Source organism: Neorhizobium sp. 05N33 (genome assembly GCF_056397445.1).
Genome location: NZ_JBFTNK010000022.1, coordinates 26,427 through 41,774, shown reverse-complemented (window position 1 = coordinate 41,774; position 15,348 = coordinate 26,427). Strand labels below are relative to the sequence as shown.

Below are 15,348 nucleotides of genomic sequence, written 5' to 3'. Positions count from 1 at the left end.
ATCTCGGTCCTTGTCACGAGCCCGCCCGGTTAAAAAACCGCGCGGGCTTGTCTATTACTAGTGGCCGCAGATTCTTGATGTGTCTCAATATGGTACGGCTCAGCCTTCAAAACCCTGCTGAACCGGGCTTCTGGCACCGGCCGCCGCTCACGAAATATTTCTCGGCTTCGTAACACAAGTTTCAGGCCATCCCTGCAACTGCCTGAGAATCCTCGGCTATTTCTTCATCCCCGTTATCCACAGCCAAGAACCACAATATCTTGTGGTTATAAAAGCGTTGCAATCTACGCCTTGACGAATCTCTCGGCTCGTTCGACAGTGTTCCTTACGTTGCGGCGGCGACTGGACCGGAATTACGAGGCCGGTTCTTCTTCGAGTTTGACGGGAAAAGATCACGCAGTCCGGCTATGAGGGGCGGGCTGCTATCAGGGTCTCCGTGCGTGCTCGATTTTCCGCTCCGAAACAACGGCTGGGACTGGCGGAAAGATTCTGTTAATACTATATGTAGTAGTGTTGCAGCCGTTATCACCACAACATACAGGTTGGCATCGAAAGATGATTCACCTGGGATCGGGAACATTCAACCGGCTGCGCGCGTCGAACGTGTGGGCTGGAGCGGCACATCTGCGCCTTATCATCAGGCGCCAACGGACGAGGATTTAAGGCAATGCGCATCGAACGTCGTTTCACCAAGCCGGAGACAGGTGCTTACGGGGAAATCGAATTCCGCAAGGGGATCAGCGAGATCCGCAATCCGGACGGCTCGATCGTCTTCCGGCTTGCCGATATCGACGTGCCGGCGCAGTTCTCCCAGGTTGCGACGGACGTTCTGGCGCAGAAGTATTTCCGCAAGGCCGGCGTTCCTAAGATCCTGAAAAAGGTCGAAGAGAATGACGTCCCCTCCTTCCTGTGGCGCTCTGTAGCTGACACGGAAGCGATGAAGGCGTTGCCTAAGGAAGAGCAGTACGGTTCCGAAACCGACGCGCGCCAGGTCTTTTCGCGCCTTGCCGGCACCTGGACCTACTGGGGCTGGAAGGGCGGTTATTTCACCTCCGAAGAAGACGCGGCCGCCTTCATGGACGAGCTTGCCTACATGCTCGCAACCCAGCGCGTCGCCCCGAATTCCCCGCAATGGTTCAACACCGGCCTGCATTGGGCCTATGGCATCGACGGCCCCGGCCAGGGCCATTTCTATGTCGACCCCTTCACCGGCAAGCTCACCAAGTCGAAGTCGGCCTATGAGCATCCGCAGCCGCATGCCTGCTTCATCCAGTCGGTCGAAGACGATCTCGTCAACGAGGGCGGCATCATGGACCTTTGGGTCCGCGAGGCGCGCCTCTTCAAATACGGCTCCGGCACCGGCTCCAACTTCTCGATGCTGCGCGGCGCAGGCGAAAAACTGTCCGGCGGCGGCCGTTCGTCGGGCCTGATGAGCTTCCTCAAGATCGGCGACCGCGCTGCGGGCGCCATCAAGTCGGGCGGCACCACCCGCCGTGCAGCCAAGATGGTCGTCGTCGACATCGACCATCCGGATATCGAGGAATATATCAACTGGAAGGTCAAGGAAGAGCAGAAGGTGGCAGCCCTCGTCACCGGCTCAAAGATCGTCTCCCGCCACCTGAAGGCGATCATGAAGGCCTGCCTGAACTGCGAAGGCGGATCTGGCGACGATTGCTACGACCCGCTCAAGAACCCGGCCCTGAAGCGCGAGATCAAGGCTGCCAAGAAGAATCAGGTTCCGGAAAACTATATCGGCCGCGTCATCCAGTTCGCCCGCCAGGGCTACAAGGACCTGGAATTCAAGACCTATGACACGGACTGGGATTCGGAAGCCTATCTCACCGTCTCCGGCCAGAACTCCAACAACTCCGTCTCGCTCAAAGACGACTTTTTGCGCGCTGTCGAGCAGGATAGCGACTGGAACCTGACCGCCCGCAAGGACGGCCGGGTGATGAAGACGCTGAAGGCCAAGGATCTCTGGGAACAGATCTCCTACGCCGCCTGGGCGTCCGCCGATCCGGGCATCCATTTCAATACGACGATGAACGACTGGCACACCTCGCCGGCCGGCGGCCCGATCCGCGGCTCGAACCCGTGCTCGGAATACATGTTCCTCGACGACACGGCCTGCAACCTCGCTTCCATGAACCTGCTGCAGTTCAAGGACAAGGCAACCGCCCGCATCAACATCGCCGATTACGAACATGCCACGCGGCTGTGGACCGTCGTGCTCGAAATCTCGGTGATGATGGCGCAGTTCCCGTCGCGCCAGATCGCCGAACTTTCCTATCAGTACCGCACGCTCGGCCTCGGCTACGCCAATATCGGCGGCCTCCTGATGTCGACCGGCATCGCCTACGACTCTCCGGAAGGCCGCGCCATCGCCGGTTCGCTGACCGCGATCATGACCGGCATTTCCTATGCGACGTCTGCTGAAATCGCCTCCGAACTCGGCCCCTTCCCGAACTTTGCTCCGAACCGCGACAGCATGCTGCGGGTCATCCGCAACCATCGCCGCGCCGCCCACGGCGAAACCTCCGGCTATGAGCAGCTGTCGGTCAACCCGGTGGCGCTGATCCATTCGGAAAACCCGGACCAGGATCTGGTCGCCCATGCCAAGGCTGCCTGGGACAAGGCGCTTGTCCTCGGCGAACAGCACGGCTACCGCAACGCGCAGGTCTCGGTTATCGCCCCGACCGGCACGATCGGCCTCGTGATGGATTGCGACACGACCGGCATCGAGCCCGATTTCGCGCTCGTCAAGTTCAAGAAGCTCGCCGGCGGCGGCTACTGGAAGATCATCAACCGCGCCGTTCCGGAAGCCCTGCGCACGCTCGGTTATTCGGAAAGCCAGATCGCCGAGATCGAGGCCTATGCCGTCGGCCACGGCAACCTCAACCAGGCCCCCGGCATCAACTCCGGCTCGCTGAAGGCCAAGGGCTTCACCGACGAGAAGATCGAAGCCATCAACGGCGCCACCAAGGCCGCCTTCGACATCAAGTTCGTCTTCAACCAGTGGACGCTTGGCGCAGACTTCCTGAAGGGCACGCTTGGAGTCACCGACGAGCAGCTCGCCGACGTGAGCTTCAACCTGCTCGAACATATCGGCTTCTCCAAGAAGGACATCGAAGCCGCCAACATCCATGTCTGCGGCGCGATGACGCTCGAAGGCGCTCCCTTCCTGAAGGCCGAACATCTGGCCGTCTTCGATTGCGCCAATCCCTGCGGCAAGATCGGCAAGCGTTATCTCTCGGTCGAAAGCCATATCCGCATGATGGCGGCTGCCCAGCCGTTCATCTCGGGTGCGATCTCCAAGACGATCAACATGCCGAACGACGCGACCGTCGAGGACTGCGGCTCCGCCTACATGCTGTCCTGGAAGCTCGGCGTAAAGGCGAACGCGCTTTATCGCGACGGCTCGAAGCTCTCCCAGCCGCTCAACTCGTCGCTGATTGCCGATGACGATGCGGAAGACGCCGTCGAGGAACTGCTGGCCCAGCCGGCGGCAGCCCAGGCGGTGACGATCACCGAAAAGATCGTCGAGCGGATCATCGAAAAGGTCGTCCGCAGCCAGGAAAAGCTGCCCGGCCGCCGCAAGGGTTATACCCAGAAGGCGAAGATCGGCGGCCACACGATCTTCTTGCGCACCGGCGAATACGACGACGGCCGTCTCGGCGAAATCTTCCTCGACATGAACAAGGAAGGCTCGGCCCTGCGCGCCTTCATCAACAACTTCGCGATCTCCGTCTCGCTCGGCCTGCAGTATGGCGTGCCGCTCGAGGAATATGTCGATGCCTTCACGTTCACCAAGTTCGAGCCGGCCGGCATCGTCACGGGCAATGACGCGATCAAGAACGCCACGTCCATCCTCGACTACGTGTTCCGGGAACTGGCGATCTCCTATCTCGGCCGCCACGACCTCGCGCATGTCGACACATCGGACTTCTCCAACACCGCGCTCGGCCGCGGCGTCTCGGAAGGCAAGGCGGATGTGGTCTCCAAGGGCCTGACCCGCGGTTACAAGCCGACCCTCGTCTCCGGCACCGGCGGCGACCGCCCGGCCGACATCAAGGGTGCGACGACCGCCGCCCCTGCCCGCGCCTCGGCCGGCACCAACGTCACCGCCTTTGCCGGTGCAGCCGCCCGCAAGCTGGAACCGACCGTCGCCATCTCCACCTCCGAAATCGTCTCCTTCAAGCGGGACTACGAGGAGCGCGCCAAGGAACTCGCCGAAGAGATCGTCGAGGAATTGACCGAAGAACAGGCAGCCACCACGGCCCTCTTCTCCGACAAGGCCGCCGACGAGGCAGCGACCGCGAAGACGGAAGCCAAGAAGGTCGAAAACGAACGTCGCATGCGCTCGATCGCCCAAGGCTACACCGGCAACATGTGCGGCGAGTGCCAGAACTTCACGATGGTGCGCAACGGCACGTGCGAGAAGTGCGACACTTGCGGTGCGACGAGCGGCTGCAGCTGATGAATGTGAATGGCTGATCGGATCGTGAGAAACGGTCGGTTTGTCCAGAATCAGCCTCATCGAGAATTTTTCAGGCACTCCGGTGCCTGAAAAACTATATGCCTTTGCAAGACCCGGTGCGGGAGATTGCGCAGCAGGCGGACGTAAGGCCGATCAACTTCGGCATCTACGCCGAAGATGGGATTGAAACGATCCCCGGCCGTCCGAGGTGGGCGAAGCCAGCTTTGCCCGGCGTGCCCGCACACTCGAGCCAGATAATTCCGACACTTGAGATCAAAACCATTGGCCGTGTAGCGCTATGGCAATTTTGCGCCGCGGCCATTGCCAGCGCAGTTCCGCGTGCCGGTAAAAGCGAGCATCCCGTTACGGCACGTATTTGATTGCAAGCTGGTCCAGAGCGCTCATAGTGTATCACCCGGCCGACCGGGAGGTCTATCATGGAAGGAGCGACGGGCATGCCTGGAAACCTCGATGATATCCGCGACCAGCAGCGCGACACATGGGATCGTTTTTCCGCGGGCTGGAAAAAATGGGACGAGCCGGTTCTCCGCTGGCTGGCCCCGTTTGGTGATGCGATGCTGCGGCTCGCGAACTTGCACGAGCACTCGCACGTCCTTGACGTTGCCGCCGGCACCGGCGAACCTGGCCTTACCGCGGCCGCGATGGTGCCGCGTGGAAGAGTGACGGTAACCGATCTCTCCGAGCGCATGCTGGCGGTAGCCGCCGAGAATGCGGCGCGCCGGGGCCTGTCGAATTTCGAAACCAAAGCCTGCGATGCGGGAGCGCTGCCATTTCCCGATGCACATTTCGACAGCGTTCTGTGCCGCTTCGGGTTCATGTTCTTTCCCGATATCTCGCTTGCGGCTCGAGAATTTGCCCGGGTGGCGAAGCCAGGGGCGCGTATCTGCGCGGCCGTCTGGAGTGGGCCGGACAGCAACCCCTGGGCAACGACGATCATGTCAACGATCGCTCGTCATGTGGAGATGCCTGCGCCACCGCCCGGATCGCCGGGGCTCTTTCGTTGCGCCCCGTCTGGTTTGATGCGCAGCGCCTTCGAGGGGGCCGGCCTGAAGGACATAAACGAGGAGGAAGTGTCGTCCGTCATGACCCACGAGTCGCCGGAGAGGTACTGGGACTTCATGACAGACATCGCCGCCCCCGTAGTGGCGGGACTTGCGAAAGCCGACCCGGAGACGAAAACGCGGATCCGCGACGAGGTCCTGGCTCTGGCACGACAATCCGTTCGGGACGGACAGGTGCAGCTTCGTTCGACCGCGTCTGTAATTGTCGGTACACGGTAGATTGTCGTCCCGCGGAAGCGGAGGTGGAGATCGGGGAGGCCTGGCCAACGATTGGCTCGGTTGAAATGCGCCCATACAGGGGGCACGCGGACCTGCTGATCGGCTGGCTATGCGCCGCCCCATGACGAAATCTCAACGCAGCAGCCGTCGCCCTTTCGCGCGATTTCCGGGTCAAGCGGACCGCCTCTCGCGGTACGCTTGACCCGGAACGTTGTGCGCTCAGTTCGGGCCAGCCGCTCCGATCAGCCCAGTCCTTCCTCGGCGAGCGCCTGGATCACGGAGGGCAGCGCCCGCATGCGGTCGAAGGCCCTGCGGAGGTTTTCCGGCAGGTCGACGCCGCTCTTGGGCGCGACCATCAGGATCCAGAACAGGTAGCAATCTGCAATCGTCATCTCGTCGCTGACGAGGAATTTCTTGTCGCCCATCTGGTCGGCGAGAATAGCGAAGGCTTTCGCAAGCTTTTCGCGGACGCGCACTTTCTCCGGCTCGGGGAAATCCCTGAAGAAGGGCTGGTAACTTGAATGGATTTCGGATGCCATGAAAGCGAGAGACTCGAGCGCCCGCCACCGAATCATGCCGTCCTTTGGAAGAAGCTTGCCGCTCTTTTCGGCGATATAGTTCAGAATGACCGGGTTCTCCGTCAGAAACACTCCGTCTTCCAACTCGAGGGTTGGGATGTAGCCCTTTGGGTTGATGGACAGGAAATCCCGGCCGTCCTCGGTCTTTCTCTCATGGTTGATGCTCAGGAGCTTATAGGCAAGCCCGGTCTCGATGAGCGCGATGTGATCGGCCAGACTGCAGGCGGCGGGATAATAGAAGAGGTTCATGGTGGTCTCCTTGTGGTGGACCCGTCTCGGCTTTTCTTTGCAGAGACACGGTCTACAATGTTGACCACGACCATTTATGTGACCTAAAAATGCCCGTCAAAAGCATATCTTTGGGAGTTGGTCAGATGGATGTGACTGTTTCGCACGCGGAAGCCGATTGCAGAGGGGTGAGTGAAATCCTGAGCCGCGTCGGCGACAAATGGACGATCCAGGTCGTCGTGTCGCTTCGGCTGGGTGCCCGACGGTTCAACGAGCTGAAGCGGCAGGTGGGCGGTATTTCGCAGCAGATGCTGACACGGACGCTCAAGACGCTGGAACGCGACGGACTGGTCGATCGAACCGTCCATCACAGCACACCGCCTCAGGTCCAATATACTTTGACGCCGCTTGGGCATTCCCTGTCGGAAACCGTGCGGCAGCTCGCCGAGTGGGCCGTCATGCACCGGGGAACGATCGAAGACAACCGCCTTCAGTATGACGCCAGCGGAAAGCTGCAAGCTTTTCCGACTTAACGATTTCTCCGCACCCCCGGACACCGCGCGGGACTAGCTCGGCATCCCGATGCCGCGGAGGATGAGGTCGATCCCGGCGACGAAGTCGGCACGGTCGTCATGCTGCGGCAGATAGAGGGCGATGCTTCGCGCGAACGGGAACTCGTCCGGATCCAGCCTGGACCACTCGTCGGCAACCTCCTCCAGGAATTTCGATCCGTCGAGACCGTGCTGCCCCGCAAACTGAGCATTGGCCGCGTTCTGTCCGCCGACGCCGAGGATGTAGCTGAGAATAGCCGAGGCGGTCGTCCATTCGGCGTCCTGTGGCACCCCGAGGGCGCGCACCTGCTGGCCCAGACCCTCTAGGATGCGCAATATCGGCATCTTCCCGCCGGCCCGTGCCAGCGCCGAGCCTATCCAGGGATGTTCGTCCATCGCATCGAACAATCCGACGGCCAGGGCGCGGATTGTCGCCCCGGGCATGGCACCGCCCTCAGCCGCGTCCAAGGTTCGAGCGACGACGGCGTCGCAAGCCGCCGTCAGCAGATCGTTCTTGTTCTCGACGTGCCAGTAGATCGCCCCGGCGCCAGTCGCGAGCGTCTTCGCGAGCGCCTGGAATGTCAGCCCCGTCTCGCCATCGCTATCCAGGATCCTGATCGCCGCGTCGATGATGCGATCCCTCGAGAGGGAATCCTGCCGTCTTGTCCCAACTGCTTTCTTCATGCCGTCACCTTGACATATATGGAACGTCATTCCAAATATGGAATGTCATTCCATTGTCGTTCTGAACTGCGAAAGGCTCGTCATGAGTACACATGTCGCCATCATCGGCGCCGGCCTCGGCGGCCTGACGCTTGCCCGCGTCCTCCACGTTCACGGCATCTCCGCCACTGTCTACGAGGCGGATCCTTCAGCGAACGCGCGTCCTCAAGGCGGCATGCTCGACATCCACGAGTTCACCGGCCAGCTCGCGCTGAAGGACGCCGGGCTCCATGAGGAGTTCGTAAAGCTCATTCATCCCGGAGGCCAGCAGTCACGCGTCCTCGACAAGCACGGCAACGTCCTCATGGACAATTCCGACGATGGCACGGGCGGGCGCCCGGAGGTGCCGCGCGGGGAGTTGCGTGGGATCCTGCTGGAGTCGCTTCCCCGCGGCACGGTCCGCTGGGCAAGCAGGCTTGTGGCTGCGTACCCACTTGGCGACGGACGTCACGAACTGGAGTTCGCGGATGGCTTCAAGCTCACCACCGACGTCCTCGTCGGGGCAGACGGCGCCTGGTCGAAGGTGCGCGCCCTCGTCTCCGATGCGAAGCCGACCTATGTCGGAACGACGTTTGTGGAAACCTGGCTGTTCGACGCCGATATGCGCCACAAGGCGAGCGCCGAGGCGGTCGGCGGCGGCTCGCTGTTCGCGCTGTCGCCGGGCCAGGGCATCATGGCGCATCGCGAGCCCAATGCGACGCTTCATGCATATGTGGCGCTGAACAAGCCGAAGGCGTGGATCGACGGCCTCGACTTCTCCGACGCAGCGTCTGCCACGGCCCGGATCGCGGCCGAGTTTCACGACTGGGATCCGGCACTGACCGCTCTCATCACCGATGGCGAGACAGCTCCTATGGCTCGTGTCCTCCATCAGCTTCCACAAGACCATCGATGGGATCGGGTCCGGGGAGTGACGTTGCTCGGCGATGCCGCGCACCTGATGGTACCGTCCGGCGAAGGGGCGAACCTCGCGATGTATGACGGGGCGCAGCTCGCCAAGGTGCTTGCCGCCAACGGCGCAGATGTCGAGGCTGCACTGCTGGCCTACGAGACGGATCTCTTTCCTCGTAGTGCCGTGGCCGCTGCCGAAGCCACCCAACTCGTCGGGACACTGTTCGGCGACAACTCGCCTCACGGGCTGGTCGAGGCGTTTCTCGATAGCGGATTGGGCTCTTAGATAAGTCAGCTGGACGGACCTCGCCATTTGCCGCAGACACAGGACAGACCACCGCGTCCGCCGCCGCTCGGGAACGGCCCCTTGAGACCAAGGTCCCGCCCCCACCCGACCTTGGTCCCGAAGGCGGGATCATTGGTCCTAATCCCATGGATTTATATTCGCCGCTGCTCCAGAATGCCCGGCATCTGAAGGCCCTGAAGCGCGGAGCGTCTCCCGGTTTGGGCAGGGTATATCGAGGAGATCGGTGATTATGAACAAGGTCCTCAAGAACGGCATCGTTGTCTTGGCGCTTGCTGCAGTCTCCGTCGGCGGCGGCGTAGCCGGATTTTCAGACCTCGCTTTCGCCAAAGACGGAAATGGTGGCGGAAACGGCGGCGGTAATGGTGGCGGCCATGGCGGTGGAAACGGCGGCGGCAGCGGCACCGATCGCGACAATCTCTCGAACCATGGCCATTCCGGCAAGAGCCGGTCGACGTCGGCCGGTCTCGGCTCCGGCAAGGAGCGGACGAAGAAGGATGCTGGCCGACAGGTCTCGAAGGTGACGCCCGCCGAGAAAGCTAAGCCGCAAGCCTCGGAATTGGCCGGCCTCAACTCGCTGCGGCGCAACTTCCACGCCTATCTCAACACCAGCGATCCGCGGATGACCTCGCTTTCGGCCTATATGACGGCCTATGCGCAATACGAGAAGACGAACGGCATGGCCCCGGCAGCCACGGATCCCGAACTCGGCGAAGCTGCGCTGCGCGATGCACTGAAGGATTTCGCAGGTGCCCCCGTGAGCGACGAAGCTTTCGGATGGGCGCAGGACGAGCTTGGCGTCGGTCCGGCGGTCGGTAAGATCGATCAGCTCCGTGACCATCTCGACACCCAGGCGGCTCGCTGAGAACTGCCGCTATAAACCGGCAGCGCCGCGCGCCTTTTCGGCGCACGGCGCTTTGAGTTTCTCTAGCGATAAAATCCCGCCACCGTATCCGACCGATCCGGCGGGCTTGCGTCCTAGAACTTGTAGTTTACGCCAGCCTTGAGCGTCTGGTCGCGCACGTCGGTCCTGGAGGAGACGCCGCCGGAGGTGCTGCGGACGTCGTTGGTCATGGTGTAGTTGTATTCGACCCGGGCCGACAGGTTGTCGGTGAGCTTCTGCTCGACGCCGGCGCCCAGGACCCAACCCGGCTTCCAGCCGTCCGGACCGGACGTACCGTTCTTGCCGCCGAAGCTGGTGAGCGCGGCGCCTGCGGTGCCGTAGACAAGCGTCTGATTGAAGCCGACGCCGGCCTTGGCCTTGGCCGCGACCCGGCCCTTTTCGGTGATCTTGCCGCCGGGCACGCGGCTTTCGACGTTGCCGAGATGCGAAGCTTCGATTTCCGCGCCAACGACGCCGGAATCGAGGTCGATATTGTAGCCGCCGTGACCGCCGAGAACGAGGCCCTTGTCGCCATCGAACGGGTTCAGCTTGCGGGATGCCATGCCGAGATCGGCACCAACATAGGCACCACCCCAGCCCGCCTTCGGCGCGCCGGCAGGTTCGTTATAGGTCGGCGGCTCGGAATAAGGCGCCAGGTCGGCGGCCCAGAGAGGCGTGGCAGCGAATGCGGCGAGGATCGCCAGGGCGAATGGCCTGTTGTTCATGGTCTTGGTCTACTCCGTACAGCGCCTGCATCTCAAACATCAGCAGGCGGTTACTCAAAGGTTACACACCGCGCGACGGTCACGTTCATCCCACCCAAGCCCTTGAGGCCCGGACCGCCGGCAAGTTTCCATTCATTTTTCATGAATTCATAAACACTTCCTTAATCCGCAGGCCACGAGTGCCCAACAGCCGATCAACAAGTGTAACAGTCTCGGGAGCAAGCCTCGGTGCCGGCGAGATATGAAGCGGCATCGCACGGAACCGCTCGATCCGGATGGGGCAGATATCAGTGGGCTTCAGAATCCGTCTGCGCCTCATTAATCCGTTGCAGCCGCGAGAATTTGGCCACCATTGCGTTCCTGAACGAGCAGAGCACGTTTCTGGTTGGACTTTGCCGCCGGCATCGTCAGACTTTGCGCCTTGCCGTTCCACAGCCCGAGATGCGTCAGTTCGCGCACCACATGCGCATGGGGCAATGTCTCGCCGGCATTTTCGCCGCGTGCGACGGGAACTTCGATAAGGCCCGCATCATAACGGACCAGCCAGATATCGGCAGGCGAAGCCGGTTTGCCGCCGCCCTCGATCGCGGCCGTATCGCCTTTCAGGCTGACCGCAGGTCCGGCAAGCGGCTTTTCTGCCGCAATCAGGCTACGAACTTCACCAAGATCCTGCCCGACAGTCGAGGTGCGACCGTTAATAACCATCTGCGGCGTGAACGGGCTCGACTGACCCAGCGCCGGTTCGTAGGTCGCCTGGCGCCGCGTGAACTCCTCCCTGCCGAAAATGTCCTTCCAGCCGAGGTAGTCCCAATAGGTCACGGCGAAGCTGAGCGCCAGGATGTCGGGATCGCGGCTCAGCTTGACCAGATTGGCATTGGCGGGTGGGCAGGATGAGCAGCCCTGGCTGGTGAATAGCTCGACCACGACCGGATTTCGCGCGCCGGCCAGGGCGGGTGCTGCACCTAGGAGGCTCAGAGACACCGCGGCGAATGCGAGACGAAAGGAATTCTGGTTGTTCACGGGGGTGCTCCTTGCAGCATGGCCATTGCAGCCTCATTCGCGGCAGGCAGCACCCCGGTTACAGGCTCACGCTTTAGTGACCATTCGGACTGCGTGGCCGCTCTTTTCGCGTCTAGGGTTTACCGGCGCGGATATGCAGGAAGATCGGTGCCACGCGAGTGTCGGCGACAACCGGTTCGGCCTTCGCCACCTCTTCGGATGCCATCGGCTCGCCGAAGGCCTCGATCACCAGTCCGGCGCCGACGACCATCGACACCCAGGTGGTCAGCGTGCGGTGGAAACGCGGCACCGAAAACGGCGTCAGCTTCGCCCGCTCCTCGGCCGGAATTTCAGAAAACAGCCAGCGTTCGATCCGCCCGTCCGTCTCGTCGAAATAATCGGCGATCTGCACCGCCACCGCCTCTCCGCTCTCATCGCGGATATTCTTGCGCGTCGGCGGCACGAAACAGGGATGCAGGATCGAGAACTGCAGGAAACCGCCCGGCTTCAGGATGCGGTAAATGCCCTTCAGCACTTGGCGCTGATCGGCCATGTCCATCATCGACATGAAGGCCGTGACGAAATCAAAACTCTCGTCCGGAAAGTCGATCCCCTGCCCGTCGCCGAGCGCATAGGCGATGCCGAGCGGATCGGCAGCCTCGGTCTCGCGAGCGTAGCGGATGAAGGTCGGGGCGATGTCGAGGCCGGTCATCTCGGCGCCGAGCCGGGCGACTGCGCGGGTATTGGTGCCCTCGCCGCAGCCGAGATCGAGGCCTTTCAACCCGGCAACCGGCGGCAGCATGTCGAGAAAGGCCGGGGTGTTCAGCACGTCCCGGTATTTGTCGTAACCGGCCCGCGAATAGATCGTCCAGGTCTCGGCATTGCTCTCCCAATGGGAGCCGACATCAGTCGCATCCATGCTCTTCCTCCTCTCAATCGTCGAATGGGCGGCGAGCTATATCCGCGACGGATGACAATGAAAAGACGTCGGAACCCGGAAAGCAGAAGCCTTCCGGCAGCAAAAACCGCCGGAAGGCTTCTGTTGGAACGAATCTCCTGGCCCGGAGGCCGGGGCGGTTACTGCAGCGTGCGCTGGAACGTCTGCATGTCCGCCGGGGACCCCGGAGCAATGCCCGCATCGCCGCCGTCGAGGCCGGTCGCGACGACGGAGACACGGAACTTGCCGTCGAGGCTGCGGTCGAAGATTGCGCCGACGACGATATCGGCATCGTCCATGACCTCGTCGCGGATGCGGCTTGCGGCTTCGTCCACTTCGAACAGGGTCATGTCGGAACCGCCGGAGATCGAGATCAGCACGCCCTTGGCGCCCTTCATCGAGATGTCGTCGAGCAGCGGATTGGCGATCGCAGCTTCCGCGGCGAGTAGCGCACGACCGTCGCCGGAGGCTTCGCCCGTGCCCATCATCGCCCTGCCCATGCCCTTCATCACCGATTTCACGTCGGCGAAATCGAGGTTGATGAGGCCTTCCTTGACGATCAGGTCGGTGATGCAGCCGACGCCAGCAAACAGCACTTTGTCGGCGGTCATGAACGCGTCGGCAAACGTGGTCTTGGCGTCGGCGATGCGGAAGAGATTCTGGTTCGGAATGACGATGACCGTATCGGCGGCGCGACGCAGTTCCTCGATGCCGGCATCGGCCGTCTTCATGCGGCGATTGCCTTCGAAGGTGAAGGGCTTGGTAACGACACCGACGGTCAGGATGCCGGCATTGCGGGCAGCCTGGGCGATGATCGGCGCCGCACCGGTACCGGTGCCGCCGCCCATGCCGGCCGTCACGAAGCACATGTGCGAGCCGGAGAGGTGATCCATGATCTCGTCGATCGATTCTTCTGCTGCAGCGCGGCCGATCTCCGGCAGCGAGCCGGCGCCGAGACCTTCGGTCACGTGGGCGCCGAGCTGGATGCGGCGGGATGCCTTGGAAGTCGCCAGGACCTGTGCGTCGGTATTGGCGGCGATGAAATCGACGCCTTCCAGCTCCTCGGCAATCATGTTGTTGATGGCGTTGCCACCGCCGCCGCCGACGCCGATCACGGTGATCTTCGGCCGCATTTCGGTAATCTGGTGTTTTTTGGCGTCCGTCATCGCAATCTCCTTGGCATCGGCACCCGCCGGCCGGGCGGCCTCGTGGCACCCGAATCACATGTATTTTAGCTGGGCAACAAGGCAGAGGCTTGGCGAAAGAACAAGCTTTGAGCCGCAGAAACCGTCCGGATGAAATTTTCCACAAGTTGCGTGGAACTTTTCCCGCTCACAGCAATTGTGAGGATTCGATCACAAAAGAGAGAGGAGCCGAGCGTATCATGCCTACGTCCGCTGCACGTACGTCTATTGCCCCGCCGGATGAACATATCCTCACCGTTCAGGAGGCCCTTGAACCGCTCTTTCTTGCGCTCGAAGAGGAAGCGGAGATCAAGATGATCGCCGCCGCCGTCAAGGCCGGCTGGTCTGTCGAAGACGCCGTCACCGCGATCGACGAGCTTCGCCGGACAGAGCTCGTATCCGCCAGCTGGGCCCATTGACCCATCACAAAAACTCGTTCGCCTGAATCCCGAAGATGTCCTAAACCTACCGCACTGCATATAAGCGTTGCGAGGATATCATGACCATCAGGAATATCTGCATCTATGGTGCGGGCGCTCTCGGGGGCACGTTTGCGACGAAGATTGCCAACGGGCTTGGCCCTGAGGCGGACGTCTCCGTCGTGGCGCGCGGCGCACATCTCGCCGCCATCCGCGACAAGGGCCTGACCGTCGAGCCGGGGGGCGATGCCGCGCCGCTCCGTGCGCGTGTCACCGCCACCAGCGATCCGTCGGATCTGCCGAGCCAAGACCTGATCATCACCGGTCTCAAGGGACACCAGCTTGCCGATGCCGCCGAGGGCCTCGCCGGCCTTCTCAAGGAAGGCACTCGGATCATCATGATCCTGAACGGCATCCCGTGGTGGTATTTCCATCGGGACGCGGAAAGCGGGCATGCGGAACGCCAGCTTTCGGAGCTAGATCCCGATGGAAAGCTATGGCGGCTCGTCGGGCCGGAACGGGTGATCGGGTGCGTCGCCTATCAGGGTGCTGAGGTAGTCGAGCCCGGCACTATCCGTCTCAACGGCGATGGCCGCTTCTTCCTCGGCGAACCCTCCGGCGAACTCTCGCAGGACCTCCAGTCGATCTCGGCGCTTCTCGGCCGCGCCGGCCTCAACATCCTGCCGACAGAGCGGATCCGGGACGCGATCTGGACCAAGCTGATGGGTAATGCCGCCTACAACCCGATCAGCGCGCTCACCCGCGGCCGAATGAACAGCATCATGGAAAACGCGGCGCTGGTAGAGCAGGTCGGCAAGGTGATGACGGAGACCAGGGCTGTCGGCGAGGCGCTTGGCGCGGTCTTCAGCGGCAGCGTCGAAGAGCAGCTCAGCCGGTCGGGCGGTTTCGGCCCCGTCAGGACCTCGATGCTGCAGGACCTGCTTGCCGGCAAGGCGCTGGAGATCATGCCCCTGACCGGTATGGTGGTGGCGCTCGGAAAGCTCGCCGGCGTGCCGACGCCGACCTGCGAAACGGTGTTGGCGCTGACCCTCCAACTCGACCGCGAAAACCTCAGAAACTGATTCAAGGTTTTATGAACCAGAATCCGCAAACCCACACAAGCGCCTGAAAAGATGAGGCGATGCCGA

At 62.0% G+C, this 15,348-nt stretch carries 14 protein-coding genes; 8 read left to right on the top strand and 6 right to left on the bottom strand.

Translation table 11 applies throughout. The annotated features are described in order from the left end of the window. Positions 1 to 667 precede the first annotated feature (667 nt). The 3 genes from AC1DLT_RS29070 (at position 668) to AC1DLT_RS29060 (ending at position 5,778) form a co-directional block, all read left to right on the top strand. Complete coding sequence (locus tag AC1DLT_RS29070) at positions 668 to 4,477, top strand: vitamin B12-dependent ribonucleotide reductase (protein WP_477489032.1); 3,810 nt, start codon at positions 668 to 670, stop codon at positions 4,475 to 4,477. A gap of 98 nt (positions 4,478 to 4,575) precedes the next feature. Then, the gene (locus AC1DLT_RS29065) at positions 4,576 to 4,857 is read left to right on the top strand and encodes a hypothetical protein (RefSeq protein ID WP_477489031.1); all 282 of its coding nucleotides are present in this window, start codon (positions 4,576 to 4,578) and stop codon (positions 4,855 to 4,857) included. 75 nt (positions 4,858 to 4,932) lie between these two features. Further along, the gene (locus AC1DLT_RS29060) at positions 4,933 to 5,778 is read left to right on the top strand and encodes a class I SAM-dependent methyltransferase (protein WP_309493807.1); all 846 of its coding nucleotides are present in this window, start codon (positions 4,933 to 4,935) and stop codon (positions 5,776 to 5,778) included. A gap of 242 nt (positions 5,779 to 6,020) precedes the next feature. Here the strand turns inward: AC1DLT_RS29060 and AC1DLT_RS29055 are convergent, their stop codons facing one another. Continuing rightward, positions 6,021 to 6,605 (bottom strand): glutathione binding-like protein, encoded by a 585-nt coding sequence (locus AC1DLT_RS29055; protein WP_477489030.1) that lies wholly within the window; start codon positions 6,603 to 6,605, stop codon positions 6,021 to 6,023. 125 nt (positions 6,606 to 6,730) lie between these two features. Between AC1DLT_RS29055 and AC1DLT_RS29050 the strand changes: the two genes are divergently transcribed. Beyond that, entirely contained in the window at positions 6,731 to 7,117 is a 387-nt protein-coding gene (locus AC1DLT_RS29050) for a winged helix-turn-helix transcriptional regulator (protein WP_151041750.1), read from the top strand. Positions 7,118 to 7,150: 33 nt separating this feature from the next. Here the strand turns inward: AC1DLT_RS29050 and AC1DLT_RS29045 are convergent, their stop codons facing one another. Then, the gene (locus tag AC1DLT_RS29045; protein WP_477489029.1) at positions 7,151 to 7,819 is read right to left on the bottom strand and encodes a TetR/AcrR family transcriptional regulator; all 669 of its coding nucleotides are present in this window, start codon (positions 7,817 to 7,819) and stop codon (positions 7,151 to 7,153) included. Positions 7,820 to 7,901: 82 nt separating this feature from the next. Here AC1DLT_RS29045 and AC1DLT_RS29040 point away from each other — a divergent pair, with 82 nt between their 5' ends. Together AC1DLT_RS29040 and AC1DLT_RS29035 are read left to right on the top strand one after the other, a co-directional pair. Next, positions 7,902 to 9,035, top strand: coding sequence for an FAD-dependent oxidoreductase (locus AC1DLT_RS29040; protein ID WP_477489028.1), 1,134 nt, complete (start codon positions 7,902 to 7,904; stop codon positions 9,033 to 9,035). A 250-nt stretch (positions 9,036 to 9,285) separates the two neighbouring features. Beyond that, a complete protein-coding gene (locus AC1DLT_RS29035; protein ID WP_477489027.1) occupies positions 9,286 to 9,918 on the top strand; it encodes a hypothetical protein in 633 nt (210 codons plus the stop codon). A gap of 113 nt (positions 9,919 to 10,031) precedes the next feature. On the opposite strand, the gene AC1DLT_RS29030 is transcribed toward AC1DLT_RS29035, so the two are convergent. The 4 genes from AC1DLT_RS29030 to ftsZ form a co-directional block, all read right to left on the bottom strand. Further along, the gene (locus tag AC1DLT_RS29030; protein WP_051899688.1) at positions 10,032 to 10,661 is read right to left on the bottom strand and encodes an outer membrane protein; all 630 of its coding nucleotides are present in this window, start codon (positions 10,659 to 10,661) and stop codon (positions 10,032 to 10,034) included. Between the two features lie 318 nt (positions 10,662 to 10,979). Further along, a complete protein-coding gene (locus AC1DLT_RS29025) occupies positions 10,980 to 11,681 on the bottom strand; it encodes a DUF1223 domain-containing protein (RefSeq protein WP_477489026.1) in 702 nt (233 codons plus the stop codon). Positions 11,682 to 11,793: 112 nt separating this feature from the next. After that, positions 11,794 to 12,579 (bottom strand): class I SAM-dependent methyltransferase, encoded by a 786-nt coding sequence (locus AC1DLT_RS29020; RefSeq protein ID WP_477489025.1) that lies wholly within the window; start codon positions 12,577 to 12,579, stop codon positions 11,794 to 11,796. Between the two features lie 158 nt (positions 12,580 to 12,737). Next, positions 12,738 to 13,763: a cell division protein FtsZ gene (gene ftsZ / locus AC1DLT_RS29015; protein ID WP_038542227.1), complete on the bottom strand. Its 1,026-nt coding sequence runs from the start codon at positions 13,761 to 13,763 to the stop codon at positions 12,738 to 12,740. A 218-nt stretch (positions 13,764 to 13,981) separates the two neighbouring features. On the opposite strand from ftsZ, the gene AC1DLT_RS29010 reads away from it, so the two are divergent. Then, positions 13,982 to 14,200, top strand: a complete 219-nt coding sequence (locus tag AC1DLT_RS29010; protein ID WP_038542223.1) for a hypothetical protein — start codon at positions 13,982 to 13,984, stop codon at positions 14,198 to 14,200. An 80-nt stretch (positions 14,201 to 14,280) separates the two neighbouring features. Next, positions 14,281 to 15,282 carry a ketopantoate reductase family protein gene (locus AC1DLT_RS29005; RefSeq protein ID WP_247033991.1) on the top strand — a complete coding sequence of 334 codons (1,002 nt, stop codon included), beginning with the start codon at positions 14,281 to 14,283 and terminating at the stop codon, positions 15,280 to 15,282. The last annotated feature ends 66 nt before the right edge of the window (positions 15,283 to 15,348 follow it).

Bases quoted from the DNA above. Each gene is read 5' to 3' on its own strand.
- AC1DLT_RS29070 (WP_477489032.1), top strand. From the start codon at position 668: ATGCGCATCGAACGTCGTTTCACCAAGCCGGAGACAGGTGCTTACGGG.
- AC1DLT_RS29065 (WP_477489031.1), top strand. From the start codon at position 4,576: ATGCCTTTGCAAGACCCGGTGCGGGAGATTGCGCAGCAGGCGGACGTA.
- AC1DLT_RS29060 (WP_309493807.1), top strand. From the start codon at position 4,933: ATGCCTGGAAACCTCGATGATATCCGCGACCAGCAGCGCGACACATGG.
- AC1DLT_RS29055 (WP_477489030.1), bottom strand. From the start codon at position 6,605: ATGAACCTCTTCTATTATCCCGCCGCCTGCAGTCTGGCCGATCACATC.
- AC1DLT_RS29050 (WP_151041750.1), top strand. From the start codon at position 6,731: ATGGATGTGACTGTTTCGCACGCGGAAGCCGATTGCAGAGGGGTGAGT.
- AC1DLT_RS29045 (WP_477489029.1), bottom strand. From the start codon at position 7,819: ATGAAGAAAGCAGTTGGGACAAGACGGCAGGATTCCCTCTCGAGGGAT.
- AC1DLT_RS29040 (WP_477489028.1), top strand. From the start codon at position 7,902: ATGAGTACACATGTCGCCATCATCGGCGCCGGCCTCGGCGGCCTGACG.
- AC1DLT_RS29035 (WP_477489027.1), top strand. From the start codon at position 9,286: ATGAACAAGGTCCTCAAGAACGGCATCGTTGTCTTGGCGCTTGCTGCA.
- AC1DLT_RS29030 (WP_051899688.1), bottom strand. From the start codon at position 10,661: ATGAACAACAGGCCATTCGCCCTGGCGATCCTCGCCGCATTCGCTGCC.
- AC1DLT_RS29020 (WP_477489025.1), bottom strand. From the start codon at position 12,579: ATGGATGCGACTGATGTCGGCTCCCATTGGGAGAGCAATGCCGAGACC.
- ftsZ (WP_038542227.1), bottom strand. From the start codon at position 13,763: ATGACGGACGCCAAAAAACACCAGATTACCGAAATGCGGCCGAAGATC.
- AC1DLT_RS29010 (WP_038542223.1), top strand. From the start codon at position 13,982: ATGCCTACGTCCGCTGCACGTACGTCTATTGCCCCGCCGGATGAACAT.
- AC1DLT_RS29005 (WP_247033991.1), top strand. From the start codon at position 14,281: ATGACCATCAGGAATATCTGCATCTATGGTGCGGGCGCTCTCGGGGGC.